Source organism: Mesorhizobium sp. WSM4820 (genome assembly GCF_055811075.1).
The window spans coordinates 61,892-86,257 of the sequence record NZ_JBVVQN010000025.1 but is presented as its reverse complement, the minus strand read 5'-3'; the positions used below and the strand labels follow the sequence as shown (position 1 = coordinate 86,257).

At 62.1% G+C, this 24,366-nt stretch carries 24 protein-coding genes; 6 read left to right on the top strand and 18 right to left on the bottom strand.

Annotation, left to right across the window (positions count from 1 at the left end; genetic code table 11):
- Position 1: 1 nt before the first annotated feature.
- From AC0L2R_RS29680 to AC0L2R_RS29620, 13 genes are all read right to left on the bottom strand, one after another.
- Positions 2-805 (bottom strand): sugar phosphate nucleotidyltransferase, encoded by an 804-nt coding sequence (locus AC0L2R_RS29680; protein WP_023801255.1) that lies wholly within the window; start codon positions 803-805, stop codon positions 2-4.
- Positions 805-1,920 (bottom strand): CgeB family protein, encoded by a 1,116-nt coding sequence (locus AC0L2R_RS29675; RefSeq protein ID WP_473513128.1) that lies wholly within the window; start codon positions 1,918-1,920, stop codon positions 805-807. The genes AC0L2R_RS29680 and AC0L2R_RS29675 overlap by 1 nt, the downstream gene beginning before the upstream one ends.
- Positions 1,921-1,933: 13 nt before the next feature.
- On the bottom strand, positions 1,934-2,530 hold the full coding sequence (locus AC0L2R_RS29670; protein WP_473513127.1) for a histidine phosphatase family protein: 597 nt from the start codon (positions 2,528-2,530) through the stop codon (positions 1,934-1,936).
- A complete protein-coding gene (locus tag AC0L2R_RS29665; protein ID WP_473513126.1) occupies positions 2,527-3,630 on the bottom strand; it encodes an inositol-3-phosphate synthase in 1,104 nt (367 codons plus the stop codon). The genes AC0L2R_RS29670 and AC0L2R_RS29665 overlap by 4 nt, the downstream gene beginning before the upstream one ends.
- 161 nt (positions 3,631-3,791) lie before the next feature.
- Positions 3,792-3,941, bottom strand: a complete 150-nt coding sequence (locus tag AC0L2R_RS29660; RefSeq protein WP_084646751.1) for a hypothetical protein — start codon at positions 3,939-3,941, stop codon at positions 3,792-3,794.
- Positions 3,942-4,102: 161 nt separating this feature from the next.
- Positions 4,103-5,149, bottom strand: coding sequence for a UDP-glucuronic acid decarboxylase family protein (locus AC0L2R_RS29655; RefSeq protein WP_473513124.1), 1,047 nt, complete (start codon positions 5,147-5,149; stop codon positions 4,103-4,105).
- 23 nt (positions 5,150-5,172) lie between these two features.
- A complete protein-coding gene (locus AC0L2R_RS29650; protein WP_128172230.1) occupies positions 5,173-6,282 on the bottom strand; it encodes a CgeB family protein in 1,110 nt (369 codons plus the stop codon).
- Entirely contained in the window at positions 6,279-7,373 is a 1,095-nt protein-coding gene (locus AC0L2R_RS29645; RefSeq protein ID WP_236378475.1) for a CgeB family protein, read from the bottom strand. The genes AC0L2R_RS29650 and AC0L2R_RS29645 overlap by 4 nt, the downstream gene beginning before the upstream one ends.
- The gene (locus AC0L2R_RS29640; RefSeq protein WP_473513122.1) at positions 7,370-8,500 is read right to left on the bottom strand and encodes a CgeB family protein; all 1,131 of its coding nucleotides are present in this window, start codon (positions 8,498-8,500) and stop codon (positions 7,370-7,372) included. The genes AC0L2R_RS29645 and AC0L2R_RS29640 overlap by 4 nt, the downstream gene beginning before the upstream one ends.
- Before the next feature lie 2 nt (positions 8,501-8,502).
- Positions 8,503-9,603: a glycosyltransferase family 4 protein gene (locus tag AC0L2R_RS29635; protein ID WP_473513120.1), complete on the bottom strand. Its 1,101-nt coding sequence runs from the start codon at positions 9,601-9,603 to the stop codon at positions 8,503-8,505.
- On the bottom strand, positions 9,588-10,880 hold the full coding sequence (locus AC0L2R_RS29630; protein WP_473513119.1) for a TIGR04295 family B12-binding domain-containing radical SAM protein: 1,293 nt from the start codon (positions 10,878-10,880) through the stop codon (positions 9,588-9,590). Before AC0L2R_RS29630 ends, AC0L2R_RS29635 begins: the two co-directional genes overlap by 16 nt.
- Entirely contained in the window at positions 10,877-11,944 is a 1,068-nt protein-coding gene (locus tag AC0L2R_RS29625) for an NAD-dependent epimerase/dehydratase family protein (RefSeq protein WP_473513117.1), read from the bottom strand. Before AC0L2R_RS29625 ends, AC0L2R_RS29630 begins: the two co-directional genes overlap by 4 nt.
- Positions 11,941-13,047 carry an NAD-dependent epimerase/dehydratase family protein gene (locus tag AC0L2R_RS29620; RefSeq protein ID WP_473513116.1) on the bottom strand — a complete coding sequence of 369 codons (1,107 nt, stop codon included), beginning with the start codon at positions 13,045-13,047 and terminating at the stop codon, positions 11,941-11,943. The genes AC0L2R_RS29625 and AC0L2R_RS29620 overlap by 4 nt, the downstream gene beginning before the upstream one ends.
- A 234-nt stretch (positions 13,048-13,281) precedes the next feature.
- Here AC0L2R_RS29620 and AC0L2R_RS29615 point away from each other — a divergent pair, with 234 nt between their 5' ends.
- Positions 13,282-13,551 (top strand): hypothetical protein, encoded by a 270-nt coding sequence (locus tag AC0L2R_RS29615; protein ID WP_027153502.1) that lies wholly within the window; start codon positions 13,282-13,284, stop codon positions 13,549-13,551.
- Positions 13,552-13,638: 87 nt separating this feature from the next.
- On the opposite strand, the gene AC0L2R_RS29610 is transcribed toward AC0L2R_RS29615, so the two are convergent.
- Both AC0L2R_RS29610 and AC0L2R_RS29605 read right to left on the bottom strand, forming a co-directional pair.
- On the bottom strand, positions 13,639-14,235 hold the full coding sequence (locus AC0L2R_RS29610) for a response regulator (RefSeq protein ID WP_473513115.1): 597 nt from the start codon (positions 14,233-14,235) through the stop codon (positions 13,639-13,641).
- A gap of 1 nt (position 14,236) precedes the next feature.
- On the bottom strand, positions 14,237-14,434 hold the full coding sequence (locus tag AC0L2R_RS29605; protein ID WP_473513113.1) for a hypothetical protein: 198 nt from the start codon (positions 14,432-14,434) through the stop codon (positions 14,237-14,239).
- A gap of 167 nt (positions 14,435-14,601) precedes the next feature.
- On the opposite strand from AC0L2R_RS29605, the gene AC0L2R_RS29600 reads away from it, so the two are divergent.
- Complete coding sequence (locus AC0L2R_RS29600) at positions 14,602-17,700, top strand: CheR family methyltransferase (protein WP_473513111.1); 3,099 nt, start codon at positions 14,602-14,604, stop codon at positions 17,698-17,700.
- Entirely contained in the window at positions 17,697-18,056 is a 360-nt protein-coding gene (locus AC0L2R_RS29595; RefSeq protein WP_473513110.1) for a response regulator, read from the top strand. Before AC0L2R_RS29600 ends, AC0L2R_RS29595 begins: the two co-directional genes overlap by 4 nt.
- A gap of 12 nt (positions 18,057-18,068) precedes the next feature.
- On the opposite strand, the gene AC0L2R_RS29590 is transcribed toward AC0L2R_RS29595, so the two are convergent.
- On the bottom strand, positions 18,069-18,308 hold the full coding sequence (locus AC0L2R_RS29590; protein ID WP_023801273.1) for a hypothetical protein: 240 nt from the start codon (positions 18,306-18,308) through the stop codon (positions 18,069-18,071).
- Positions 18,309-18,465: 157 nt separating this feature from the next.
- Here AC0L2R_RS29590 and AC0L2R_RS29585 point away from each other — a divergent pair, with 157 nt between their 5' ends.
- Together AC0L2R_RS29585 and AC0L2R_RS29580 are read left to right on the top strand one after the other, a co-directional pair.
- Positions 18,466-18,684 (top strand): hypothetical protein, encoded by a 219-nt coding sequence (locus AC0L2R_RS29585; RefSeq protein ID WP_128172239.1) that lies wholly within the window; start codon positions 18,466-18,468, stop codon positions 18,682-18,684.
- Between the two features lie 1,244 nt (positions 18,685-19,928).
- Complete coding sequence (locus AC0L2R_RS29580) at positions 19,929-22,445, top strand: caspase family protein (protein WP_473513108.1); 2,517 nt, start codon at positions 19,929-19,931, stop codon at positions 22,443-22,445.
- 106 nt (positions 22,446-22,551) lie between these two features.
- Here AC0L2R_RS29580 and AC0L2R_RS29575 read toward each other — a convergent pair whose 3' ends face one another.
- Both AC0L2R_RS29575 and AC0L2R_RS29570 read right to left on the bottom strand, forming a co-directional pair.
- The gene (locus tag AC0L2R_RS29575) at positions 22,552-22,707 is read right to left on the bottom strand and encodes a hypothetical protein (protein ID WP_473513107.1); all 156 of its coding nucleotides are present in this window, start codon (positions 22,705-22,707) and stop codon (positions 22,552-22,554) included.
- Positions 22,708-22,946: 239 nt separating this feature from the next.
- Positions 22,947-23,519: a DUF6931 family protein gene (locus tag AC0L2R_RS29570; RefSeq protein ID WP_473513106.1), complete on the bottom strand. Its 573-nt coding sequence runs from the start codon at positions 23,517-23,519 to the stop codon at positions 22,947-22,949.
- A gap of 190 nt (positions 23,520-23,709) precedes the next feature.
- Between AC0L2R_RS29570 and AC0L2R_RS29565 the strand changes: the two genes are divergently transcribed.
- Positions 23,710-24,240, top strand: coding sequence for an OmpA family protein (locus AC0L2R_RS29565; protein WP_473513104.1), 531 nt, complete (start codon positions 23,710-23,712; stop codon positions 24,238-24,240).
- Positions 24,241-24,366 lie beyond the last annotated feature (126 nt).

Sequence of the window (24,366 nt, the reverse complement as noted above, 5' to 3'; positions counted from 1 at the left end):
GCTAGCCTCCTTCGCCTGGATGGCTTGGTATTGCTTGCCCCGGCAGCACGAACATGAGGTTTTTCGGGTCCTCCAACGTAGTGTCGTTGTTCTCGAGCAGCCGAAGCGCCGTGCGGTAGCCGTTGAACGTGCCGACGTCGACATAGGCGGTGCCTGCCTTGACGCCGCAAGCCTCACCGCCTGCCGCCAGATAGGCGTTGATCAGGGTGCCGACATATTCGTCGCTTTGATCCCGCTCGCGCCAAAGCGCGGCAAGCTGGTGAAGTATGCAGCCCGGCATCTTGAACGCCCCCCAGATCCAGTTCGATGCGGCGCCTTGTTGCTTGACCTGGATCTCTTTCACCCGGTCATCCCCGTCGAGAACGACGGCATCGAAGAGTTCCGGGTGATCCACTGGGAAGAGCAAAAACGACAGCCGGTCGTCCGGCAGGCGGCAAAAGCCATCTTCCGGAAACCAGATCGTGTCCGGCAGGCCGACCAGAACCGTCTCGTCCGCCGCGACCAGCGGCGCGGCGCGGAAGATCGCGTCGCAAAGACCGACGGGGTTGGGCTGCACGACAAACAATGCGGCGGCGTCGCCGTAGCCGGCGGCGTAGTATTCGAGAATGTCCGATTTTCCCGATCCGATGACAAAGCAGATCTTGTCGACCCCGTTGCGCACCATGCGACGCACCAGATACTCGCTCACCGCGCAAGGACGCTCGGTCTGGCCGTCGATTCGGCTGCCGACCGGCAGGAGCTCCTTCGAGAAGCCGAGCGGTTGAATGCGGCTGCCGCGGCCGGCGGCGGGCACGATGCCCAACATCAGATTGCTTCCTTCAACGGCTCGCCCGCCGCCAAGCCCTGCCCCAAGCCCGGCAATGAATCGGACAGGAGGCGGTCCAGTTCCCTGGCGCGCTGCGCAGAGGTGTGTTCGTCCAACACCCGCTCGCGCGCCCGGCGCCGGATGGCGTCGACTTCGCTGTCAGGCAAGCCGACTGCCGCGACCACGTCGTCGGTGCTGTCCGCCAGGATGATCTCGCTGCCGGGCTGGAAAAAACTGCTCAGCCCGGGCCAGGTGTCGCTCACGATCGCCGCGCCGCAGGCTGCCGCCTCGAACAGCCTGCCCGAAGGACACCAGCCCCTCTTGGCCATCGCCTCGCGCGTCACGTTCAGCGTCAGGCGCGATGAGCAGAAGAAGGCCGGATGATCCGCAGGCGGAAGGTGCCTGACAAAGAAGATGTTTTCGCTCCACGGAAATTCATGCGGATATTGGGCGCCGCCGATGACGAAACGGCGGTCCGGCATGCGCGCTGCCGTGCGGACCAGCAGCTTTTCGACGCCGGCCTGGCGATCGGCCGCATACGTTCCGAGATAGGACAAATCCCCGGCGAATTCAGCCCGGGGCTGGGCCGGCCGGTGTCGGTCGGGATCGACATGGCCGTAGAGAGGCAAGACTCGGCGGGCGCCCAGCAGCGTTTTCAGCGCATCGATTGCGGTTCCCCCCGTATAACTGAGGGCGAGGTCGAAATCGTGAAGGCCCTCGGGCCCGTAATAGGCCGGTCGTAGACCTTGTTCTATCCGGGCGAGCGTGACCGGGGTGTCGAGATCGTAGAAAACCTTCAGCCCGCGACAGGCCTGCTGCGCCAGGCGCGATGCCTCCACGGCGTCGGGGCAATAGGACGTGACGATGACGACGTCGGATTCCCCGATAGCCTGTTCCGCGACACGGCGAATGTCCTCCCACTCCGGATAGAGAACGACATCGCCGCCATCGAGATGGTCAAGATCGCGTGCGCCGGCATAGTACGGGGTATTGCGTTCGAAAAAGCTGACCGACCAGCCCAGGCGACCGAGCGCACGGATCAGCCCGCGCCACAGCGTCGCGTGTCCGTTTCCCCACGAGGAGGTGACGGTGAGACCGAAAATGACCATACGCATCCGGCAGTCCTCGTCAGGCGGCTTCGTTCAGTCGGATCAGCTTGGAGCCCCAGTCACCGGACACGACCGTGGTGATCGAAGCGGGGTCGATATCGAAGCGAAAACAGTCTCCCAGCGGCAAGCCGAGCACCTTGCAGACGGCGGCTTTGATCACGTCGGCATGGCTGACCAGTGCCACGGACTGGTTTTGGTAGCGTTTGCGAAGCTGCTGCATCAGCGAGACGACACGTTGCTGGACGTCCAGCATTGTCTCGCCGCCGGGCGTCCTCGCCTGCTGGCGTTGACTGTTCCACGTCAGCCAGTCGGCGTCCTGGCTCAACTCTTCGAAGGTCTTGCCCGACCACGCGCCGAAGTCGATCTCATCGAGTTCCTGGCGGATTGTAATCTTCTCGCGATTGCAGGCGATTGCGATCGGTTTTGCGGTTTCCAGTGTTCGTTCGCGCGGGCTGCAACTGATGGCCGCCAGCGGCCGCGCCGCCATGTGGCTGGCCAGGCGCGAGGCTTGTGCCCTGCCGGTTTCGCCAAGGCAAACTCCAGCCATGCGTCCGGCAAGATAGTCGCCGACATTGTCGTGCGCCGCATGGCGGATCAAGAAGAACGTCGTCGTCATTCCGCGGCATCAAGCATCGGCTCGTCCCTCCCGGCGATGAAAGACAGCGTGCGCAGGCGTGCCTCGGCATCGGTGAACTGCTCGGGCGGCGACTTCATGAAATAGCTGCAAGGGCCGGTCAGCGCCCCCGCGATGCCGCGGTCAAGCGCCAGTTTTGCGCAGCGGACAGCGTCGATAACGACTCCGGCCGAGTTGGGCGAATCCCATACTTCCAGTTTGAGCTCTGCATTCAGCGGCACGCCGCCGAACGTCGTGCCTTCAACGCGGATGTAGGCCCATTTTCGATCGGTAAGCCAGGGCACATGGTCGCTGGGGCCGACATGGATGTTGCCGGCCTCCAGGGGGACGTCGAACTGGCTGGCTACGGACTGTGTCTTGGAGATTTTCTTCGATTCCAGCCGCTCCCGTTCCAGCATGTTGAGGAAATCGGTGTTGCCGCCGAAGTTCAGCTGGTAGGTGCGATCGAGGCGGACGCCGCGCTCGCGGAACAGATTGGCGAGCAACCGGTGCACGATCGTCGCGCCGACCTGGCTTTTGATATCGTCGCCGACCAGCGGCAGGCCGCGCTGTTCAAAGCGCCGGCGCCATTCCGGCCGCGATGCGATAAAGACCGGTATGCAGTTGACGAAGGCGCAGCCGGCCTCGAGCGCGCACTCGGCATAAAAACGCGTGGCTTCTTCGGAGCCGACCGGCAGATATGAGACCAGTACGTCCGCGCCGCTTTCCCGAAGCAGCGCGCTGACATTCGCGACCGGCTCTTCTGCCTCCTCGATCGCATCGCGCAGATATTTGCCGATGCCGTCAAGCGTCGGTCCGCGCTCGACGCGAACGCCGGTTGCCGAAACATCGGCAAAGCGGAAGGTATTGTTGGGCGCATTGTATATGGCTTCGGCCACATCACGCCCAACTTTGCCCTTGGCGACGTCGAAAGCACAAACCACCTCGATCTCGGCGACATGATAGCCGCCAAGATCAGCATGCATCAGGCCCGGTATCGGCTCATTGCCTCTGGCGTCCCGATAATATGAGAGGCCCTGGACAAGGGAGGATGCGCAATTGCCGACGCCGGCTATTCCAATCCGTACCTTTTTTGATCCCACGAAACTGCCGCCATCGCTGTTGAAGGTAAGTTCCTCGCGCCGAACTGTCAGCTGCCAGGAATGTTCCTTGCGACCTGGAAAAATCACCAACCTCTTCGGATCAAAGTTGCGCCCTGTATTTTACGTTGCCTAGGCCGATCGAAGCCTGAGCGACGCGAGCCTCAATCGAGCGTTCGCAGCATATCCGCTTCTTTTTCCAGGATGGTGGCCACTTCCTCGCGCTCAAGATGCGTCATCATCAGGCTCACACAGCATTCGAGGTAGGTGATCGAGGCACGTCTCAGAAAGGCAGCCGCTTCCCGTTCTGCCATTTGCTCGATGTCCCTGGCGGATCGTTTTCGATGCACGGGTCCGTTCTCCCTGCCGATATTCGCCCAACGGCGAGCTAGACCGGATGTTCCCACAACGAGAAAAAGTGAAGACGCCTGTCGGGATGGTCTCACCATGCCCGAGGGCATAGCTCTCCCCGACTTCAGGCCGGCAGGTTTTGCAGTCGGCCTGAAACGGACCTCACGCTTGTCGCAGTTGGGGAGATTCGATCCTCGTTACGGCTGGCCTCGAGCTCCATGAAATAGCTGATCGTCTGCATCAGGCCTTGCTTGAGTGGCACCTTTGGCGACCAGTCGAGAAGGGCTTTTGCACGGGAAATGTCCGGTTGCCTCCGGCGAGGATCGTCTTGCGGCAGTGGCAGGAATTTGAAGGCCGAGTTGCTGTGGGTCATATCCCTCACCAATCCGGCCAGTTGAAGAACGGTGAATTCCCCGGGATTGCCCAAATTGACCGGTTGGTTCGGATTGGGATCGACATCCATGAGGCGGACCAGACCCTCGACCAGATCGGAGACGTAGCAGAACGACCTGGTCTGCAGCCCGTCGCCGAAAATCGTCAGCGGTCTCTTCTCGAGCGCCTGCATCACCAGGTTCGAGACGATCCGGCCGTCGGCAGGATCCATCCGCGGACCATAGGTGTTGAAGATGCGCGCGACCCGGATGTCGGCCGTTTCGGTTCTCAAATAGTCGAAGCACAAGGTTTCGGCGGTTCGCTTGCCCTCGTCATAGCAGGCACGAGGGCCGGTGCAGTTCACGTGACCTACATAGTCTTCCGTTTGCGGGTGCTGTTCCGGATCGCCATACACTTCGCTTGTCGATGCCTGCAGGAGGCGCGCATTGTTTCGGGCGGCAAGCTCAAGTAGATTGAGGGTTCCGATCACGCAGGTCCGCGTGGTGTGAATCGGGTCAGCCTGGTAGCGCGGCGGCGATGCGGCGCACGCCAGGTTGAAAATGCGGTCGACCGGCTCAGCAAGGTCCAATGGTCGGCAAATATCCTGCTCGATCAGCCGGAAACGAGGACTGTCCAGCATCGAGACGATGTTTTCCATCCGACCGGTTAGAAAATTGTCGACACAGATCACACGGCACCCGGCCTGAAGCAGTGTCTCGCAAAGATGCGAACCGAGGAAACCCGCGCCGCCGGCGACAAGCGCCGTTCTGGTCCGTTGTGTCCTTCTTGATTGCCGCATCTCTATTTTCTCCTGTCTGCCAGTCATGCTGCACTTTCGATGTTCAGATCGAGCGCTGGACGTGCCGATCTTGGCCGCGCCAGCAGCGAAACGAATTCGCGGGCTCTCGCGGCGCTTGTATGTGCCGCCAGGATCGTTGCACGCGCTCGCTTGGCCAAAGCAAGCCTGACGCGGTCGGATTGGCTGGACAGGATATCGATCACGTCTTCGGCTTGGCCCGCCATGTTGATCGTGGCTGTCGGAAAGAAGCTGTCCAGACCGGTCCAGCGATCGCTGATGATCGCTGTGCCACAGGCAGCCGCCTCGAAGAGGCGTACGCTGGGAGACCACCCAGCCGCTATCATGGAGCTGCGCGTGACGTTCAACGTATAGCGCTGGCGGCTGTAGAACGAGGCGTGGTCCGCCGGCGGCAGGTGCTCGATGCGATCGACGTTGCTTGGCCAGACGGTCTCGGACGGGAATTGCGAGCCGGCCACGACGAAGCGACGGTCCGGCATGCGTCTTGCCGGTTCGAGCAGGAGAGCATCCAGCGTCGCCTGCCGGTCCGAGCTGTAAGTGCCGAGATAGCCAAGGTCCCAGCAGATCGGATCGGCCGTTCGGCGATGCCGCTCCGGGTCGACGGAGCAGTAGAGCGGCTCGGCGCACCGTGCACCAAAGTCCGCCGCCAATCGGGCGAGTGTTGGCCCGCCGGTGAACGAGAAATAGACGTCGAAATACGGGATCTGCCGCCGGCATAGGTAGTCGCAATCATCCGCGGCGAGCTTGGCCAGCGTGACCGGCGTGTCGATGTCGTAGAAGCAGAACTGGCCCGTGCACAGGGACGCGACGATGTCGATGACGGCTCGCCCCTCCGGAACGAACGACCCGACCACTACGACATCGGCCTGTTGCAGACAGCCGGTATAGGTCCGACGAAGATCGTTCGTCGTTTCGTAGTAGCGCAACGTGCAGAAATCCGGGTCGCGCAGATCGCGATGGTTCGCATACCACGGCACGTCGCGCTCCAGGAAGGTGACGCGATGGCCGAGCTCGTGCAGGCCCTTCAGCAACCCCCTAAAGGTCGTGGCATGGCCGTTTCCCCATGAAGAGGACAACGACAGGCCAAGAAAGACGATGTCGAGCCGCTGGGTCATTCCGCTGCCTCCACGGTGGGGCGCTCGAAATGACGCCTGAAGACAGCGTCGGCGACAGCGGCCCTTAACGCATAGGTATGCTCGGCGAGAACACGCCGAAGCGCAGATGCGCCGATCGCCCTTGCCCGCTGGGGGGTGAGGGTGCGCAAGATCTCAGTGACATCATTACCATCGCGCGCCACCAGGATCTCTTCCCCGGGGGCCAGGAACAATTCGACGCCGAGCCAGGCATCGGTGATGAGGCATGCGCCGGCACCGGCAGCCTCGAAGACGCGCGTGGCAGGCGAAAAGCCGTTGGCGGCCATGCTGTCGCGGCTGATGTTCAGCACCGCCTTGGGGGTGACGTTGAACGCATTGTGGTCCCGCGTCCCGACGTGGCCGAGCCATGCGACATTTGCCGGCAGCTGCTTGTCACCCCAACCAGATCCGCCGAGCAGGAAACGCTGATCGCCCGAACGGTTGGCCGGATCGAGGAAGAAGGCTTCGACGCGTGCTTCACGGTCCGGCAGACGGTTGCCGAGAAAGGCGAGGTCGCAGGCGAAACGCTTGTCCTTCGCGACCGGATGGTGCGTTTCGGGATCGAGCGCGTTGTAGATCGGCACGCATTCGGCAGCCCCCAGCGCACGATAGGCCCAGACGACCGGATCGCCGCCGCCATAGGTGAGGACAAGGTCGATCTCCCGCAACGCGCGGTGCAGGGGGTGATCCGGCTCGTCGCGCAATTGGCCCAGAGTGGCCGGTGCGTCGACATCCCAGAACACTGTCAGCGCATCCGTCCGGGCGTGGTCGAGTACGGCGCGCAGCAGCGCCTCGTCTTCGAAGCCGACTCCGCTGGCCTTGACGACGATATCAGCTTCGCCTGCGCTTGCTGCCACCTGCATCAGTGCATGCGGGGTCGCCTCGTAGATGACGACGTTGCACCAGTCCGGTGCCTCGATATCGCGGTTCTTCTGCCGGTCGTAGACGTCCGGTTCATAGAACGTGATCTCGTAGCCAAGTTGAGAAAGAGCCTTCAGCAATCCGCGGTAATAAGTCGCCGCGCCGTTCCAATAGGACGACAGCAGGCTCGATCCATAAAATGCAATCTTCATGCGACTGTCTCCTCTTTGGCGATGCGATCGATGGCTTGGCGGTTGCCGCATTCGGCGAGCACGTCGAACAGCTCGTCCGCCCGGTGCCGGCAAGTGTGTCGCCTCCCGATGGTTTCGAGGCCGGATCTCACCAGAGAGGCGGCCAGGTCAGCATCGTCCAGCACGTCGCGAAGATGGCGGCACATCTCGGAACCGTCGCGCGCGAAAAGAAAGTCGATGCCTGGCCTGAAGAGTTGTTCGACATCGGCCCAAGGCGCCGAAACGAGCGGGATGCCACAGGCGAGCGCCTCGAACATGCGGATCGTCGGGATGCCGGGCAGGGTCTCCCGATATGGGCGCCGCGGGATGTGGACGGTAACGCGGTGGGCCGCGAATGCCTTGGGCACGTCGGCATTGGCAATCCAGCCTTCGTAACTCAGGCCGGCGGCGGCAAGATCGGCGAGCGCTTCGCGTGGATAGCGCACGCCATGAACAGTGCCACGCAGGCCAAGTTCTTCGACTGGATCGATCAGGAATTCCTTGATTTCGGCACTGCGCTCATCATCGCCCCAGTTGCCGATCCAGATCAGATCGGCAGTCGGGTCGATCTCCGGGTGAGGCTTGAACAGGCGCTCATCCGCCGCCTCGTGCCAGGTGAAAGCACGTTTGCCCCAGCCGGCGCGCAAATAGCTTTGCCGCAACGCCTCGCCGAAAGCCAGCACGCCGTCATATTGCTCCAGCCGCAGAGCCGAGATCGCCTGCGTCGCCGAGACGGCGCGATGGTGGGTGTCATGGAACAGAAGCGTGAAACCGCCTCCATTCGCCCTGGCCCTGCCGATGCGCGCGACAAGGTCCGGGTCGGTCCATTCGTGGACGATCACCACATCGGCGTCGGCAATCCAGCCTTCATGGTCGAAGGACGCGTCGTAGGTCACCGACATCAGCTCCGGAAAATCTTTTCTGAAGCGCTCGACCGCGTAGGGCCCTTTCTCTGCCAGCAGGTTCGAACGGCTCCAGCCGTCTGCTGGCTCCAGCGCGATCGCCTGGTGCCCGCGTGCAACAAGCTCCCGCATGATGCCGCGCAGAAAATGTGCGTTGCCGTGGTTCCAGTCGGAAACGGCCGAATGGGTATAGAACAGGAACCGCATTGTCAGCGTTCCGCAACGGCCAGGGCGGCCCGATCGTAGATGTCGTGCATTGCCGCCGCTTGCCTTGCTGGTGAAAACCTGCGGGCTCGGCGTGCGGCGGCTTCGCCGAGCCGGTGCCTGTGTTGGGCGTCGTCAGAGAGACAATCGACACATCTGGCGAGATCGCCTGGATCACGGACGTCGTAGAACATGGCCGCGCCATTCCACAATTCGCGATAGGTCGGGATGTCGGCAAGCACCAGGGGTGTTGCTGATGTGGCTGCCTCCAGAGCGGCAAGGCCAAAGGGTTCGTAGACGGACGGCGATACGAAGATGCCGGCCCGCACCATCAATCGCAGCACCTCATCGTGGCAGACCGAGCCCAGAGCAACGACATTGCTGAAACTGGCGCGTTGGCCATCAGCGGCCTCGAGCGGCCCGGCAGCAAAGACCGGCCATTTCGTCAGCGCTGCTGCCTGGTCCAGCGTGGCTGCGTTCTTTCCTTCGTCCCACCAGCGCGCGGCGGCGACAACCAGTGGTTCGCGCCTCTCTGGCTTTGGACCTGGCCGTGTGCCGTTGCTGACAACGCTCAGGCGGGCGATCGGCCCGTAGCAGGCCTCGAGCATGTCGGCATGGCTGCGGCTGGGTGCGACTACCGCATTGGCCCAATCGAAGCCGCGTCTGTTGCGGTCCTTCTGCCAAGCCCATTCGCCGTCCGCAGCCCGCCCCCTGACGGCGTGGAGCCAGGTCACGACGCATGAGTGCGAGACCGCCACGACCGGGCAGGGCAGATCAAGTCCCACGGCCTGCGTCGGCGCGTTGAGATGGACAAGGTCGATCGCGTAATCGCCAACGAGCGCGCGCAGTTCCTGCGGCAACAATTCCAGATCGTCCTCATTGCGGGTCATCCAGTCCGGCGGTGTCTTGAGCCACGCCAGGCCGGCGAAAGCCTGCGCCTCCTTCGCCTGCTCCTCCGACGGTTCCGGGCCCAGCCCGGCGAGCACGATGCTGTCGCCGCCATGAGCCAACTCCCGCGCCAGATCGAGCGCGTAGCGCCAGACGCCGCCGACGGCATCGACGGTCATCAGGATTCGCCGCGGGCGGCGGATCAGTGACTGCAACATGTCGCCTCCAACTCGGCCAGCGCGCGCGGGCGCTTCTCCTGGATGTCGCTGAAGGTCCGGAACGAGGCCAGGTAATGTTCGTGGGCGCGCTCCCAGGCGAGATCGTCGGGCTCGCCCCAAAGCTCGCGATAGCTGGGCGAACTGGGATAGGGATAGAGCGGCACCGGCTCGTTGGCCCACACGCCGCGGTCGATGAGGTGCTTGCGCCAGTGGTCGACCAGAGCCGGATCGTCCTCGACGACGCCGATCAGATTGGCCTGGACGAACGGAACGTGACGTCGTGCATTGACCAGCAAGGCGGCCAGTTCCTCGGTGCCCAGCCGGCAACGCTTTGCCAGCATGGCCCGGCCTTCCACCGTCAGGCTTTCCAGGCCGGCTTCGATCGAAACGCAGCCGGCGGCACCCAGCAGTTCCAGGAGCTCCGGCTTCCAAAGATCGATGCGGGTCTGCACGCCGAACTTGACGTCGCGATCGACCAGCGCCTCCAGCAGCGCCTTCTGCGGCAGGAAGATCTCGTCGATAAAATAGATGTAGCCGACACCTTGCCCGATGAGCCGATCGATTTCCGCGGTGATCGCATCGTGGCTCCTGCGGCGGTAGGCGTCGCGGAAATCCATCTTGGCGCAGAAGCTGCAATTGTAGGGGCAGCCGCGAGATGCCTCGACCTCCGCGCCGAAACCCAGCTGATTGTCATCGAATCGGTGGTGATGGTGCGAATGCGCGGCTATCCAATCGGACGGCCAGCTGAGCGGCGGATGATCGACAAACGAACTGGTGTGGACGCCGCCATTGCCGACAAGTTTTCCCTCGTCGAGGTAGGCGGTGTGGGGCACGGCGCTCCAATCGTCACCGCGGGCGAGTTCTGCGACGACCTCTTCGCATTCGCCGCGCACGACGACATCGACGCCCAGCTTGCGCAGCGTCGGCGCCGGCGTCGCCGAGCCGTGCGGCCCGACAGCCACTGTGCGGCCGCCGTGCCCGGCGAGGCGGTTGAGGAAGTCGGCTGGTACACGCAGCTCGGGCGGCGCGCAGCGCCAGAACAAATAGGTCGGCGCCGTGCTGACGACGGTCATGGCCGGTGCGAAGGCGGCGACGCGATCGGCAAGTGCCGCGTTGTCGAGCTTCTGGATTTGCCCGTCCAGCATCAGCACCTGATGGCCGTCGGCCTCCAGCGAGGCTTTCGAGTAGCCCAATTCCAGCGGCAGATGTGGCTGGCGGCAGCCGAAATAGATGCTGTCCTCGTAGGTCCAGAACGGATTGACCAGGGCGACTTTCATGCCACGTACCTCGCTGGTTCAGGCTCGAGGCGATGACGCCGGAGCCAGTCGGCGAGATCGCGTACGCCGTCGCGCCAGGAGACATGCGCTTTCCAGCCGAGCGTCGCTTCTATCTTGCGGGTATCGGCGACAAAGAACGGTTGGTCGCCGGTGCGTTCCCGGTCGTAGCGGATCGCGAGGTTCCGCCCGGTCAACTCGCCGATCTCCTCGATCAGCATGCGCAGGCTGACGGCGTTGCCCGGTCCGCCACCGAGATTGAATGCCTGGCCCTTGATGTCGTCGATCCGGGCAAGTACCCCGCGATAGGCCGCAACGGCGTCGCTGACATGAAGGATATCGCGCACCTGCTTGCCGTTGCCGTAGATCGTGATCGGCCGGCCGGAAAGCGCGCTGAGCAGAAAATGGGCGACCCAGCCCTGGTCCTCCGTGCCGAACTGGCGCGGCCCGTAGATGCAGCTCATGCGCAGGACCGCGGTCGGCAGATTGTACGACTTGGCATAATCGAGCACATATTGGTCGGCCGCGCCTTTGGAGCAGCCATAGGGCGTGCAGAAATCCAGGCCGCAGGCCTCGTCTATGCCGTTGGCGCGGATGCCGGCATCGCAGGGCACGCACCGATCGTCCTCTTCGCGCACTGTGACGTCGGGCAGGCCGCCATAGACCTTGTTGGTGCTGGCGAAGATCACGGGAATGCGTCTGCCGCTGCGGCGAGCCGCTTCCAAAACGTTGAAGGTCCCGCGCAGATTGATGTCGAAATCTTCGCTTGGCTGGGCCAGGCTCGTGGTGACGGCGGTTTGCGCGGCGAGATGGAATATCGCCCTGGCATGCGCCAAAAGCGGCGCCAGCACGTCTTCGTCGCGGACGTCGACGGTTTCAACGGCAAGTTGGTTGCCGTGTTTCTGCGTGAGCCAGGCCAGGTTCTGATCGACGCCCGGGCGGCTGAGATTGTCGATGACCAGCACCGGCACCCCATCCGACAACAGGCTGTCGGCGAGGTTCGAGCCGATGAAGCCGCTGCCGCCGACGATGGCAACCGGCGCTTCACGAAAACCGTCCGGCTTCATGATACCAGTCCCCGCTCTTCGAGTTCCCGTTTCATGTCGGCGCCGCGGTCGATGGCGGCCGTGTTGCGCACCCATGCGACGAACTCGTCGAGTGAATCCTCCAGCCGGTGCTGCGGCTCGAAACCGAGCAGTTCGCGCGCCTTCGAGATGTCGGCGAAGCAATTGCGGATATCGCCGGCGCGCGCCTTGCCGAGGATTTCAGGCCGATGGTCCGGCACACCCATGGCGTCGGCGAGCAGCCGGGCAACCTCGCTGATCGCATAGGCCCGTCCGCTGCCGATGTTGATGACGTGGCCGCGCGCCTGGCGTTGTTCCAGCGCCAGGCGGAACGCGCGGGCGACGTCACGCACATGCACGAAATCGCGTTTCTGCTCGCCATCTTCGAAAATCATCGGCCGCTGGCCGTTAGCGAGGCGTGAAGCGAAATTCGCCAGAACGCCGGTGTAAGGATTTGACAGCGCCTGTCCGGCGCCGAACACGTTGAACAGGCGCAGCGCCACCGCGTCGACGCCATAGGCATCGCCGAAGATCAGCACGGCGCGCTCCTGGGCATATTTCGTCAGCGCATAGATCGAGGCGAGGTCGACCGGCTTTTCCTCGTCTGTCGGCAGCGGCGACAGGCTTTCATCCGCAGCCGACAGCGGATTCCATTGGCCGCTCTTGACGTCGCTGGCCTGCCGCCGTGCATTGTCGACGCGCCGACCGCCTGGCGTGGCATAGAGACCCTCGCCGTAGACGCTCATCGACGAGGCGACGACGATCCTCTCGACCGGATGCTTGATCAGTGCCTCGAGCAGGGTGGCGGTACCGAGGTCGTTGGCGCCGACATAGCGGGCGATCTCGTACATGGACTGGCCGACGCCGACCTCGGCGGCGAGATGGATGGTGGCGTCGACGCCCTGGAGCGCCTCGGCGACGGCGTCGCCATCGCGAACATCGCCTTTGATCAGGTCGGCGCCTGCCGGCAGGCTGATCGCCTCGCTGCCGTGCACCTGTTCCAGCAGCGCATCGAGAATGCAGACGGCATAACCATGTTCAACGAGTTCCTGGACGACGTGGCGGCCGATGAAACCGCACCCTCCTGTAACCAGTATGCGTTTCACGACAACTCCTTACGCAGTTGGCCTTGGCGCCCCGAACTGTTTGGCAAAAGGTTTGTTCCCTCTGCTTCAACAAAGATGGTTTTGGGCAGGCTGCAACCTGAGGTGAACGCACAGCGAACGAGCCTTGGGCCATGCGCTGGAACATTGCAGCTTCTTTGGTGTTAGGGGCGGTCATCCGGTCCGTGGGCGCAAGGAGGCCACACGCCTGCAAGGTCTGGATCAAAGGAGGTTCCAATGTCTGAATCGAAGACAACCACCAATCATGACGAGATCCGCCAATGGGCCGAAGATCGTGGTGGCCGACCGGCGGTTGTACGAACCAGGGGCGAGGGCGGCATCTTGCGGATCGATTTTGGCGAGCCCGAGGAGAAGCTCGAACCCATCGAATGGGATGAGTTCTTCCGGATTTTCGACGAGAACGATCTGACTTTCCTTTACCAGGACGAAACCGGCTCCGGAAAAAACAGCCGGTTCAACAAATTCATCGACCGCAAGAACGGCTGAGGAAGCTGCTACTCAGCGCTGTCGGGTAGCTCTTAGGCGCGCCTCGCGTTCTGATAGAGGACTTAACTGATGGCTGTTTTCGCCTACTCAGTGCAGCAGGCTGGTTCCGCCCGATCCGGCAATGTTTCGCATGATGCCGTTCAGCCAGTCTTCGGTCGATACACCGGGCCGCCGCCTGTCGATCTCGCCGATGGCGCGCTCCAGTGTTCGCTCGACCAGCCGATCGGAAGCACCGACGTCGCCCAGAAGCAGCCGCGCCGCGAGCCTGAGCTTCGGCAGAAGTGAAAACACGTTGTCCGACAAGTTGACGGCAGGGCGACCGGCAAGGGCGGATTTTTCCGGAGGGAACAAGGCGTCGAAGATGGCGTAGCTGTCCGACGACTTTCGCAGGTTGCTGGCGTGGCGGAGACGTTCGGGAATGACGATGTCCTCGTCACCGCTGAAAAAGACGAAGGGAACGCCGCGGCGCATCAGTTCGTCTGCGATCGGAAACACCCGCCGGCCGTTGAGATTGACGTCGAGGATCGCGGCCTCAGCCACCTCGGTATGCATGGAGGCGTGTTCGACCGTCGCCGCAGGGCCAAGGACGACCGCCCCCATATTGCCGAAATATCTTGCAAGATCGCCGGCCAATACCCAATCGTCTTCGACAATCAGGATGCGCACTCCTCGGAGATCGCGCACCTCATCGCCCTTTCTTCGAGCGGGATTTGCAAGTGTCCGCACGGGCTTGTTCTGCATGCTCCTGCAAGGCTGCCTGCAATCGTTTCGCCAAAACCAGCATGCGGGGCGGAATGGATTCGTTTCCCGGCAAACTCAGCAAATCCTCGAAGCGCAACGGCGCTCGTTTTGTCAGCTTCAGCTCAGGTGTGCGCTTTGTCATTGGAGTTCCACAACAATCCCGACTTTAACGCCGTCTGCACGGACTTGTTCCGGCCCCCTTGCACGTTATATGCTGAATGTTGCGTTCAGCCTGGTCGTGGGTTTTGGGTCGATTTGGCGGCCTTGTCGTCCAGGCTGTTCAACCGAGGGCTTGCGGTGACATCCCAGATGAAGAGATTTCCCATTGTGGGCGTCGGCGCTTCAGCCGGCGGCATTCCTGCAATGGAGGGCCTGTTCAAAGGCATCACCGGCCAGCCCGGCATGGCGTTCGTCATCGTCACCCATCTCAGCCCCGAGCGCGAAAGCCTGCTTCATGAGGTCGTCGGACGTTACACGCAACTCCCGGTTGTTGTCGTCGAGGACCGCACCACTGTCCTGTCCGACCACGTCTATGTGATGCCGCAAAACGTCGTTCTCACGATCGAGCGGGGAGTGCTGCACCTGCGGCCATCCAACGTGCTCAGCCGCGAGCGCAAGCCGATCGATATCTTTTTTAGCGCGTTGGCCGAGGATCAGGGCGAATATGCGGTTGGCGTCATTTTGTCGGGCGGCGATTCCGATGGCACGCTTGGCGCCAAGGCGATCAAGGAGCGTGGCGGACTGACGGTCGCCCAGGCTCCCGACGGCTACGGCCCGCGCAATCCGGACATGCCGAAAAGTGCGATCTCCAGCGGGCTGATCGACATTGCGGCGCCGGCGGAGGAGATCGGCGCGAAGCTCGAGGGGTTCGCCCGCAGCTTCGACATGCTGAACGGGGTTGCCGGAGGCGGCGAGCACGAGACGGCAGAACTGGGTCGGCTCCGTGACGAGATCTACGGCATTCTGCAGGGCCAATCCGGCCACGATTTCTCAGGCTACAAGACCAAGACATTCTTGCGGCGCATCAAGCGGCGCATGCAGATCGGACAGCTTGATTCCATTGAAGAGTATGTTGAATGGCTGAAGAAGGACCCTCGCGAGGTGGCGAACCTTTTTCGTGACCTTTTGATCAACGTCACCGATTTTTTCCGTGATCCCGACGCGTTCAAGCTGCTCGAGGAGAAGGTCGTACCGCAGCTGTTCGAGGGCAAGACCGCCAGCGACGCCGTCAGGATCTGGGTGCCTGGCTGCGCCACCGGCGAGGAGGTGTTCTCCATCGGCATGCTGTTGCGCGAACACATGGAGAGGCTTTCGGTTGTGCCACGCGTCCAGATATTTGCGACCGACATCGATGAGCCCGCGCTTGCGGTGGCGCGCGCGGCGCGTTACCCGGCGGCATTGCTGCAGGGCGTCCCGCCCGAGCGCAGGCAGCGTTTTTTCAGCAGCGACGGCGAGAGCTACGTGCTTGCCAACGAGGTCCGGGAGCTGTGCGTCTTTTCCCCTCACAGCGTCGTCCGCGACCCGCCGTTTTCACGCATGGACATGGTTTCATGCCGCAACCTGCTGATCTATTTCGGCTCGGACATCCAGAACCGGGTGATTCCGATCTTCCACTACGCGCTGAAGCCGGGCGGTTATCTTTTCCTCGGCACGTCCGAAAGCGTCGGCCAGCACGACAACCTCTTCGCCACCGTCGACAAGAAGCAGCGCATTTTTCAGGCGCGGGAACATGCCTCGCCACACATTAGGCTGCCGATGCTGATCGGCGATGGCCGTTCAGGCGCCTTCCTGTCTGAAGGAACGGGGCCGAACAAGCGAACCGCCAGCTATCCGCTTCGACAGGCGGTCGAGGCACAAGTGCTGGAGCGTTTCGCGCCGCCGCATGTCGTGGTGAATGGCGACGGTGACGTCGTCTACTATTCGGCGCGGACCGGCCGATATCTCGAAGCGCCGCAAGGCATTCCGAGCCGGCAGGTGCTGACTTTGGCCCGCTCCGGGCTAAGGCTCGACCTGCGCGCGGCATTGCGGGAAGCCGCCACGACGCGCCGCACCGTCGTGCGGGAAAATGTCGTCGTCGACGAGGACGACGAACAGGCCCTGTCGATCAAACTCACTGTCGAGCCCCTGGCGGAACGCGGCAAGGGCGAACGGCTTTATCTCGTCCTGTTCGAACCGACGGGGCCGGTGCAGGCGCGGTCCGATGTTGGGCCCGAAAACCGTAGCAGCGAAGGTGCTGCTGATCTCGAGCGGGAGCTGCGCGAAACCCGCGAGCGACTGCAGTCGACGATCGAGGAGTACGAAACGGCGCTGGAAGAGCTGAAATCGTCGAACGAGGAACTCGTCTCCGTCAACGAGGAGGCGCAGTCGACCAATGAGGAGCTTGAGGCCTCGAAGGAGGAGATGCAGTCGCTCAACGAGGAGCTCAACACGATAAATTCGGAGCTGACCAGCAAGATAGAAGAGCTCGACCGCGCCAACAGCGATTTGCGCAATCTGTTCGAGAGCACGCAGATCGCAACCATCTTCCTCGACCGGAATCTGGTGGTGCGGACCTTTACGCCGGCGGCCTCGTCTTTCTTCAGCCTGCGTCCCTCCGACGTCGGCCGGCCGCTGACCGAGCTTTCGAGCCAGCTCGACTATCCCGAGCTGAAACAGCACATCGATGCTGTCTTCGAAACCGGGGAGACCCTGAACCATCATCTGGCGCGCGACAATCGGGGCCGGTTTTACATGGTTCGCATCAATCCCTATCGCGATAAGGACAACCGGATCCAGGGCGTCGTGGTCACGCTGGTCGATGTCACCACATTGGCCGAGACGGAAGAGCAAAACCGGGTGCTCATTTCGGAGCTGAACCACCGCGTCAAGAATATGCTGGCGGTGGTCGCCAGCATCGCCAACCGCACCCGTGAAAGTTCGGAATCGAAGGAAGAATTCGCCGAAGCGCTGATCGGTCGCCTGCACGCCATGTCGCGGGCTTACGGTCTGCTGTCGAAGGAGCGCTGGAAAGAAGCTTCGATCAACGAACTGCTGCATCAGGAACTCGAACCTTTCAGCATTGACCGGTTCGAACTTGACGGCGCCGAAGTGAAGCTTAGCCCGCAACAGGGTCTTTCCCTCAGCATGGCCATTCATGAACTGGCGACCAACGCCGCCAAATATGGCGCGCTGTCGAAGCCCGAGGGCAGGATCGTGCTGAAATGGTCTGGCGAGGGCGATATGTTCACGCTCGCCTGGCGCGAGAGACACGGGCCGCCGGTCAGAAAACCTGAAGTTAACGGCTTCGGACTTTCCCTGCTGCAGGGTGAGATCGGCTACCGGCTTGGCGGAAACGTCGAGACCACCTTCAACCGGGACGGTCTTGAGGTCCAGATCACATTCCCGATGCTGCGCAAGGAGACGCCGTGACCGACCCGCTGCGCGTTCTGGTGGTCGAGGATGAATGGCTCATCGCCGAGGACATCGCTGCTTGTCTGCGCGATTCGGGACATCAGGTGATCGGCCCCGCCCCTTCGGTGGCGGCGGCCCTTCGTCTTATCGGCGAAAATCCTGTCGACGTGGCGCTGCTGGATGTTCAACTGCATGGCGAAACGAGCCTGGCGATCGCAGAAGAATTAAAAACCCGCCATATCCCGTTCGCGTGCCTGACCGGCTTTGGGCCGCGCGATGTTCCATCCGCGTTCGCCAACTCTAGATTTGTTCGCAAGCCGGCAGATCAGGCGGCCATTCTCAGAGCCTTGGCGGAATTGGTCCCGACGTCCTAGTTCGTTTGCCCTTCAGTCCAGCGGCTTTTCGGTCGGCCGCGGCGTGGCGCCTTGCTGGCGCGGCCGGCCGGCATTGCGGTTGGCCACCGGATTGTCCAGCGGAGCGGTCGAGGGCTTCGAGGCTCCCGCGCTTTTCGGCGTCGGTGGCCTGGCTCCGGCATCCGTGTCGTCAGCATCCCGCCTTGGACGTCGCAAGCCAGCGGCATTTGCCTGCCGGATTGCCGGTTTCGATGTGGTTTTCTTGTTGGCCATGGTGTCTCCTTCCTGCTGCGACGGAAACAACGGAGGCTTCGTTCACCGCTCGCAGCCCTGCGTGTCAACCGCCGGCACGGTGCGAAGTTCCACGACCTGCCGCTGGATGGGAACCATTTTCGATACTGGCTGTTCGGCTCGCAGGAAGGAGCCGGACATGGAGCGACGTAACGCCATACTTTCGCTGGTGATAGCAGCGATCATTATCGTCGGCTTTCTCATCGGCTTTTTGTATGCCGATATGGGCTGGCGCACCTCGCCACTCACAAGAGCCCCTGAGCAAAACCAGGGTGGAAACGCCCCGGCCGACACCTCGCCTGCCGCGGGCATCGAAAAGAACCCGCAAGAGAATACCGAGATGCCGGATCAGCAATAACCGCGAACCCTGGCCGAGATACAAACCGGAGGAGGGCATTGGCGACAAGCTGGATGGCTTGGTTAACGCCGGGGATCGATAACGGTTTGCTGGTGATGTCGGACTTACGGTGGCTGCTGGTTTCCGGCTGCCAACGCAGCGGCCTCTTCCTCCGTCGTTGAAATCCCTCCTGCTGATGTAAGCGATTTCTGGCATTTGCGTATGGGAAGCACGGCGTGCTCAGTCCCCGGAGACGAGAGCCGGCCGATCCTGCTGCTTCTTGCCAACGCATCTTGATTGGCCCTTGCTGCGAGCCACTCCGCCCGCTCCCGCGGCAAGCCGATAAGGCAAATACCGGCGAAGCACGCCGGCACATCCACGGTCGTATCGAACACGGCCCATGTGTTGGTCGGTTCCTGAACGGGCAAAAACCTCATAACAGCACCTGCTAATATATAGCACGAACTTACGGACGGAGCACTGTTCCGGCATCAACCAAACGAAGGAGAGTTTTTCGTTTGCCACGCTGCGGCGGGCTGGGCCTCGCGAATTGATCCACACCGTCTGCATCGCGGCTGCGACGTGGCCGAAATAGGGTGGCAGATCTCGACGAGCGAACGCATCCAGGAGCCCGCCAAGCGGCGGCGCTTTTGCGTGCCGGCTATCCGCCTTCAGTGCCCCATCTCGCGGGAGCGCTGCTCGGAACCAGGAATCCACTTTTTAGCAACTCCAGGGCGTCGAGTGCCTCCTCATCCTGCAAATTTGTCAGAGCCACCCCGTCGGCGAAGACAACCCTATTGTCGTCTATGTCATAGACCTCCCAAAGCCCTTCCTTGATCCGTCGAATGGCGTGCCGATGCTCCATAAGCAGACGCTAATTGAGTCGCGGAAATGGTGGCTAGTAAAAATCAGGGGCAGGCCGACATTAGCAGTGGAAAACCTCAGGCGCCCTGACGCGTGATGCGTGTGCGAAGCCAAGGGTATGCCAGCCGCGTGGCCCGAGGGGACCGTATCGACCACGAGCAAATAGCCAGGTTGAGAATCCGTTTGACGCTCATTGCGGACACTCGGGCTCTGATGTAATTTAGGGATCGATCAAGTGAGGAATATACCGCTGTCGCGACGGCTTTTCTCTCTTTTCTGTCTCGGCAGATAGCATGCTCTCTAACGGACCTTGGCACTGCAAGCTGTGTTCTTGTGGTCGCCAGGTAACGACGGTTAAGGGATTTGCCATGCTCCGACGTTGCGGATTCGTTGCGGCCTTGATGCTCGCAAGCGTCGCGACTTTCGACGCTTCTGCAGTCGAACGAAGGGTCGCCTTTGTAATCGGCAACTCCGATTACCAGGAAATCTCGGCCCTCAAGAACCCGGCCAAGGATGTGGTGGACGTGTCCAACACGTTTCGAGCGGCTGGTTTTGATGTTTTCGTTGCGAGCAATCTTACAAAGCTGCAATTTGAAGATCAGTTCCGCAACTATCTTGCCGCTGTGGACGGCGCGGATGTGGCTGTCGTCTACTATTCCGGCCACGGCTTTCAGATCGGCGGCGAAAATTTCCTGATCCCTGTCGATGCCTCGTTGAAAGATGCGGCGGACGTCGAGGTCCAGGCAATCAAGCTGAACGATGTGCTGCAGCAGATGCGTTCGAAATCGAAGATCCAGGTGATCATCCTCGATGCCTGCCGCAACAATCCATTCCCTCGCAAGGACTATTGGCTCAGGGACCAGCTTCTTACCGCCAGCGGCACCGGCCTTGCGCAAGTAAGAAGCTCACTGAACACACTGATTGCTTTCGCCACCGAACCCGGCGCGGTCGCCTATGACGGCGCCGGCGACCTCAGTCCTTTCTCATCGGCGTTTTCTCGTCGCGCGCTCGCCCCGAACCAGGAGATCCGCACGGTCATGTCGGCCGTCCGCCGGGATGTGGTTGAGGCTACCAAGGGCCTGCAGGTTCCCTGGGAGAACTCTTCGCTGATCGACGAAGTCGTTCTGATGCGTCGCATCAGCCGCCCATCGCTGCCGCCGGTATTGGAGAAAGTCGTGCTGTCCGGGGCAGGCCCCATCGATCTGGACCTCCCGGAACCGGTCCAGGTCGATGGCGGGACAATAACCGTCAGCATCGAAAGACCACCCGCCTTGGGACGCCTGATGCTGGACGGCAAGGTCATCGAGGCGGGAGACCTGATCCAGGGCAAGGATCTGCCGCGTTTGCAGTTGGATGTCCCCAAGGGAACTGGCGAGCCGGAAGAGATGGATATGCTGGCCTATGCCGCACGCGACAGTTGGGGCGGCGAAGCCAAGGGCATGCTGGTGTTCCGGGTCAAGAGCGGCGAAGGAGCCGAGGGCGAACAGGTGATGGCCTCGCTCGAAGTCGAGCAGAAGCAGCAGGTGCTGCAGCGCGGCATTCATGTCACCGGTGCGGCCGAGGCGATCGAGAACCGGGACGTCGACGTTCCGGTGGGCGTCGGCGCCGTTGCCCTGAACCTGGATGTCCCAGACGATGCGGCGGTCAGCCTGAAAGTCACAAACTATCCGGCAACGGGGACGCTCTCGCTGCCGGATCGGACCCTGTCGCCCGAATCGAGCTTGACGGTCGGCGAAGTCGAGGGGCTGCGCTATGAACCCCAGATCGGAGCCAGCGCACCGGTCGAGATCGCCTTCGAAATTCGGGCTGACAGCGGCGCAGCCAAACCCGCCAGTATGAAACTGTCGCCAAGCGTCGATCCGTGCGACCTGGCTGCCGGCGAACCTCTCGACCTTCAAGGCGTCGTCCCCGGCCTGCTGCCAAATGAAATCGGCGCCGACGCGGTAAAGCTGTGCGAGGCTGCGGTGAAAGCGTATCCCGATGTCGCCCGCTTCCGTTATGAACTGGGACGCGCGCTGCTTGCAGCCGGCAAGGTCGACCAGGCCAGGAAAGCCATACAACAGGCCGCCGACAGGGGGCATGTGCGCGCGGTGTTCGAACTCGGCTACCTCTACGCGACGGGAACGGGCCAGGCTGTCGACCGCAAGCAGGCCAACACCTTCTACGCCGCTGCGGCCGACAAGGGCGATCCCTACGGGATGACGTCGTGGGGCCGTGCCCTGTTCCATGGCTACGGCGTCGAGAGCGACACCGGCAAGGGGCTGGACCTGCTGCTCAAGGCGGCATCGATGGGGCACACCTATGCCATGAACGATCTCGCGGCGATCTTCACCGAAGGCCGCAACGGCGTGCCCGCCGATCAGGCCCGCGCCGTTGCGTTCCTGGAGGCCGGCGTCCAGCGCCAGGACATGTATTCGATGAACTTGCTCGGTCGCAATTACCTCAGCGGCAGGGGCGTCGAGAAGGATCCGAAGGCTGCGCTGGCGCTTTTTCAGAAAGCCATCGACCTCGGCCAGCCCTATGCGCCTGGCAGTCTTGCGCGCATGTACCGTGATGGCGTTGGCGTGGAGCAGGACCTTGATGAAGCCCAACGCCTGTTTGAACTGGCAACCTCGCGCGGGGACCAGTCCGGCGCCTACGATCGCGCGGCTCTCGAGATGCAAAAGGGCGACAAGGCCGACCAGGCCGTCGCCGTGCGTTTCCTGGCATTCACGGTTGCACTCGATCTTCGCAATGAGTTGCCTGACGCCCGGGCGACGTTGGCGCAATTCGGGGCCAAGCCGAAAGCGGCGGCGTTGAAGCAGCTGCGTGGGGAACTCAAGTCGAAGATTCCGTTGAGCGGTTCTGTCGACAAGCAACTGGTCAAAGTGGCGAGGGCGGTCTGGGAACAAGCCAATCCGCGTCGGGATTTGTTCTGATCAACGAGGAGGCAATGGTGGGCAGAAATCTGAAGCAGGCAACAATCGGGATAACTCTGTCCATCGCCTTGGCCGGGGTCATGGGCTGCACATCCTGGCCACCCCTTCAACCGACGCCGCTGGTGGCGACGCCCGAGCCGGCGCCGAAGGTCGTTCGCAGAGCCGCGGCGCCGCGGAAGGTCGTCAACCCCGCTCCCAAACAGGTGGCCGCCAGGAAAGTGGTTAGTCCGGCCGCGGACGAGCCTGCTGCCGCACGTCCCATAATCATTCCTTCTTCGGGAGGAGGCGGGGGTGCCGGAAGTGGCGGGAGTGGCGGGAGCAGCGGAGGCGGCGGCGGCTGGGGAGGATAGCGTTGAATGGCTGCTGCAAGTAAGCCAAACAACTAGAGCATTCTGCAGCCAAGTGGGTTCACTTGGCGTCGCGGAAATGCGGCCACACCAAACAGATAGAGTCGTTTTCGTTCAATTTCAACGTATCCCGCTCGCAGATCCGGGCTACAGTCTAACTCGCATCCGCTGATTGGCGCAGCGCCTCGATCTCGGCCATCTGGATGCCCATTTCGACAAACGCGGTAAGAACTGAAAAGCGGTCCTCGAGCGCAACGCGTGCCAGTCCGGCCAGAACCCCCGCACTCACCGCGCGGGCGGCTGGCGGCAAGGCCGATAGTGCTGGCGCCTCCATGGCTGAACCGTTGCCATGCCGTCCTGCAGCCAGGGCAATCCAGGCGGCCGGCGTTGTTGGCGGCATTGCCGCAGCCTTGTCCACTTCCGGGCGATGGTGAGGGCTCTCCGGTTCGCTGACCCAGTCACGAACAACCGCGAGCAATTCCTGATCCCTGCTGTCGAGCAGAACGGTGAGGTGGCTCAGGCATTCATGTGCCCACCACACCGCAGCCCGTTCCGGAAGCAGATAGGCACAGAACGTAATCGCCTCCTCTGGCACCCGCCCGGCCAGCAGGGCGCGGCAAAATTCGATTGGAGGCTGTTCGGTCGGAAGTGCCACCATGTCCCTGGAAACAGCGGGGCAGGCCATGAAAAGGTCCCGTGCCGTTTTGAATCGAACCTCATTGGCCATGGCGCCACGCTTTCCCCAGGGAACAATCGACACTGAAGCCATGGACAGGGCGGGTCAAGTCTCCAATCCCCAGCAAGATGCAACTGCCCTCCACCACTCGTATGCTTGACGTTTATTGACAGACAACCGCTTCGCAATTTGGTATTGTCCGCAGTCGATGAAATCGATGCTCAAGACAGGAGTAACCGTTATGCGGTTGGGCAGTTTAGCCTTCGTGTTTACGGTCGCGTTTTATTCGACCCACGCTTTTGCCGATCCACTTCAGAAATCAGAAGACATCGTGAAGTTTTTTGACGCGGCGAGCGAGCTCGGCCCGCCGCGTGGAATTTGCGTCGGCACCGAAGAAGAGTGCAACAGCAAGAGCAAGGCAGCGCCTGCCGAAAAAACCAGCCTCGACATGCTGATCAATTTCGGCCTTGATTCCGCGGAACTCGATGCGACTGCGCGTGCGGAACTGGACGAGTTCGCCAAGGCACTGAAGGACAGCCGACTGAGCACTCTGAACTTCGTTGTCGAGGGTCACACAGATGCAACCGGCTCGGAGCGCTACAACGAGGGGCTGTCGGAACGCAGGGCCAGATCGGTAACGACCTTCCTCACCTCCAACGGCATCGATCCTGCTCGCATCAAAGCGACAGGCCTGGGCGAAGCAAGTCCGCGCAACCCCAATCCGTTCGATCCGGTAAACCGCCGGGTGGAAATGCGGATAAGGACTGAGTAGCTGGCGCGGGTGCGCTGGAGCATTTTGCAGCCAAGCTGCGGTTGCAAACTCCGGTCGCCGACGTAAGCGATTTGGCTCCCCCTTCTCCCCCTGTGGGAGAAGGTGGCCGCCCACGGGTCTTGCCTC

Coding starts and splice junctions, on each gene's coding strand:
- AC0L2R_RS29600 (WP_473513111.1), top strand. CDS start 14,602: ATGAAGAGATTTCCCATTGTGGGCGTCGGCGCTTCAGCCGGCGGCATT.
- AC0L2R_RS29630 (WP_473513119.1), bottom strand. CDS start 10,880: ATGAAAGTCGCCCTGGTCAATCCGTTCTGGACCTACGAGGACAGCATC.
- AC0L2R_RS29590 (WP_023801273.1), bottom strand. CDS start 18,308: ATGGCCAACAAGAAAACCACATCGAAACCGGCAATCCGGCAGGCAAAT.
- AC0L2R_RS29580 (WP_473513108.1), top strand. CDS start 19,929: ATGCTCGCAAGCGTCGCGACTTTCGACGCTTCTGCAGTCGAACGAAGG.
- AC0L2R_RS29585 (WP_128172239.1), top strand. CDS start 18,466: ATGGAGCGACGTAACGCCATACTTTCGCTGGTGATAGCAGCGATCATT.
- AC0L2R_RS29570 (WP_473513106.1), bottom strand. CDS start 23,519: ATGGCCAATGAGGTTCGATTCAAAACGGCACGGGACCTTTTCATGGCC.
- AC0L2R_RS29615 (WP_027153502.1), top strand. CDS start 13,282: ATGTCTGAATCGAAGACAACCACCAATCATGACGAGATCCGCCAATGG.
- AC0L2R_RS29565 (WP_473513104.1), top strand. CDS start 23,710: ATGCGGTTGGGCAGTTTAGCCTTCGTGTTTACGGTCGCGTTTTATTCG.
- AC0L2R_RS29670 (WP_473513127.1), bottom strand. CDS start 2,530: ATGACGACGACGTTCTTCTTGATCCGCCATGCGGCGCACGACAATGTC.
- AC0L2R_RS29605 (WP_473513113.1), bottom strand. CDS start 14,434: ATGACAAAGCGCACACCTGAGCTGAAGCTGACAAAACGAGCGCCGTTG.
- AC0L2R_RS29635 (WP_473513120.1), bottom strand. CDS start 9,603: ATGTTGCAGTCACTGATCCGCCGCCCGCGGCGAATCCTGATGACCGTC.
- AC0L2R_RS29575 (WP_473513107.1), bottom strand. CDS start 22,707: ATGGGACGTGCGGCAGCAGGCTCGTCCGCGGCCGGACTAACCACTTTC.
- AC0L2R_RS29640 (WP_473513122.1), bottom strand. CDS start 8,500: ATGCGGTTCCTGTTCTATACCCATTCGGCCGTTTCCGACTGGAACCAC.
- AC0L2R_RS29625 (WP_473513117.1), bottom strand. CDS start 11,944: ATGAAGCCGGACGGTTTTCGTGAAGCGCCGGTTGCCATCGTCGGCGGC.
- AC0L2R_RS29645 (WP_236378475.1), bottom strand. CDS start 7,373: ATGAAGATTGCATTTTATGGATCGAGCCTGCTGTCGTCCTATTGGAAC.
- AC0L2R_RS29655 (WP_473513124.1), bottom strand. CDS start 5,149: ATGCGGCAATCAAGAAGGACACAACGGACCAGAACGGCGCTTGTCGCC.
- AC0L2R_RS29650 (WP_128172230.1), bottom strand. CDS start 6,282: ATGACCCAGCGGCTCGACATCGTCTTTCTTGGCCTGTCGTTGTCCTCT.
- AC0L2R_RS29675 (WP_473513128.1), bottom strand. CDS start 1,920: ATGCGTATGGTCATTTTCGGTCTCACCGTCACCTCCTCGTGGGGAAAC.
- AC0L2R_RS29680 (WP_023801255.1), bottom strand. CDS start 805: ATGTTGGGCATCGTGCCCGCCGCCGGCCGCGGCAGCCGCATTCAACCG.
- AC0L2R_RS29660 (WP_084646751.1), bottom strand. CDS start 3,941: ATGGCAGAACGGGAAGCGGCTGCCTTTCTGAGACGTGCCTCGATCACC.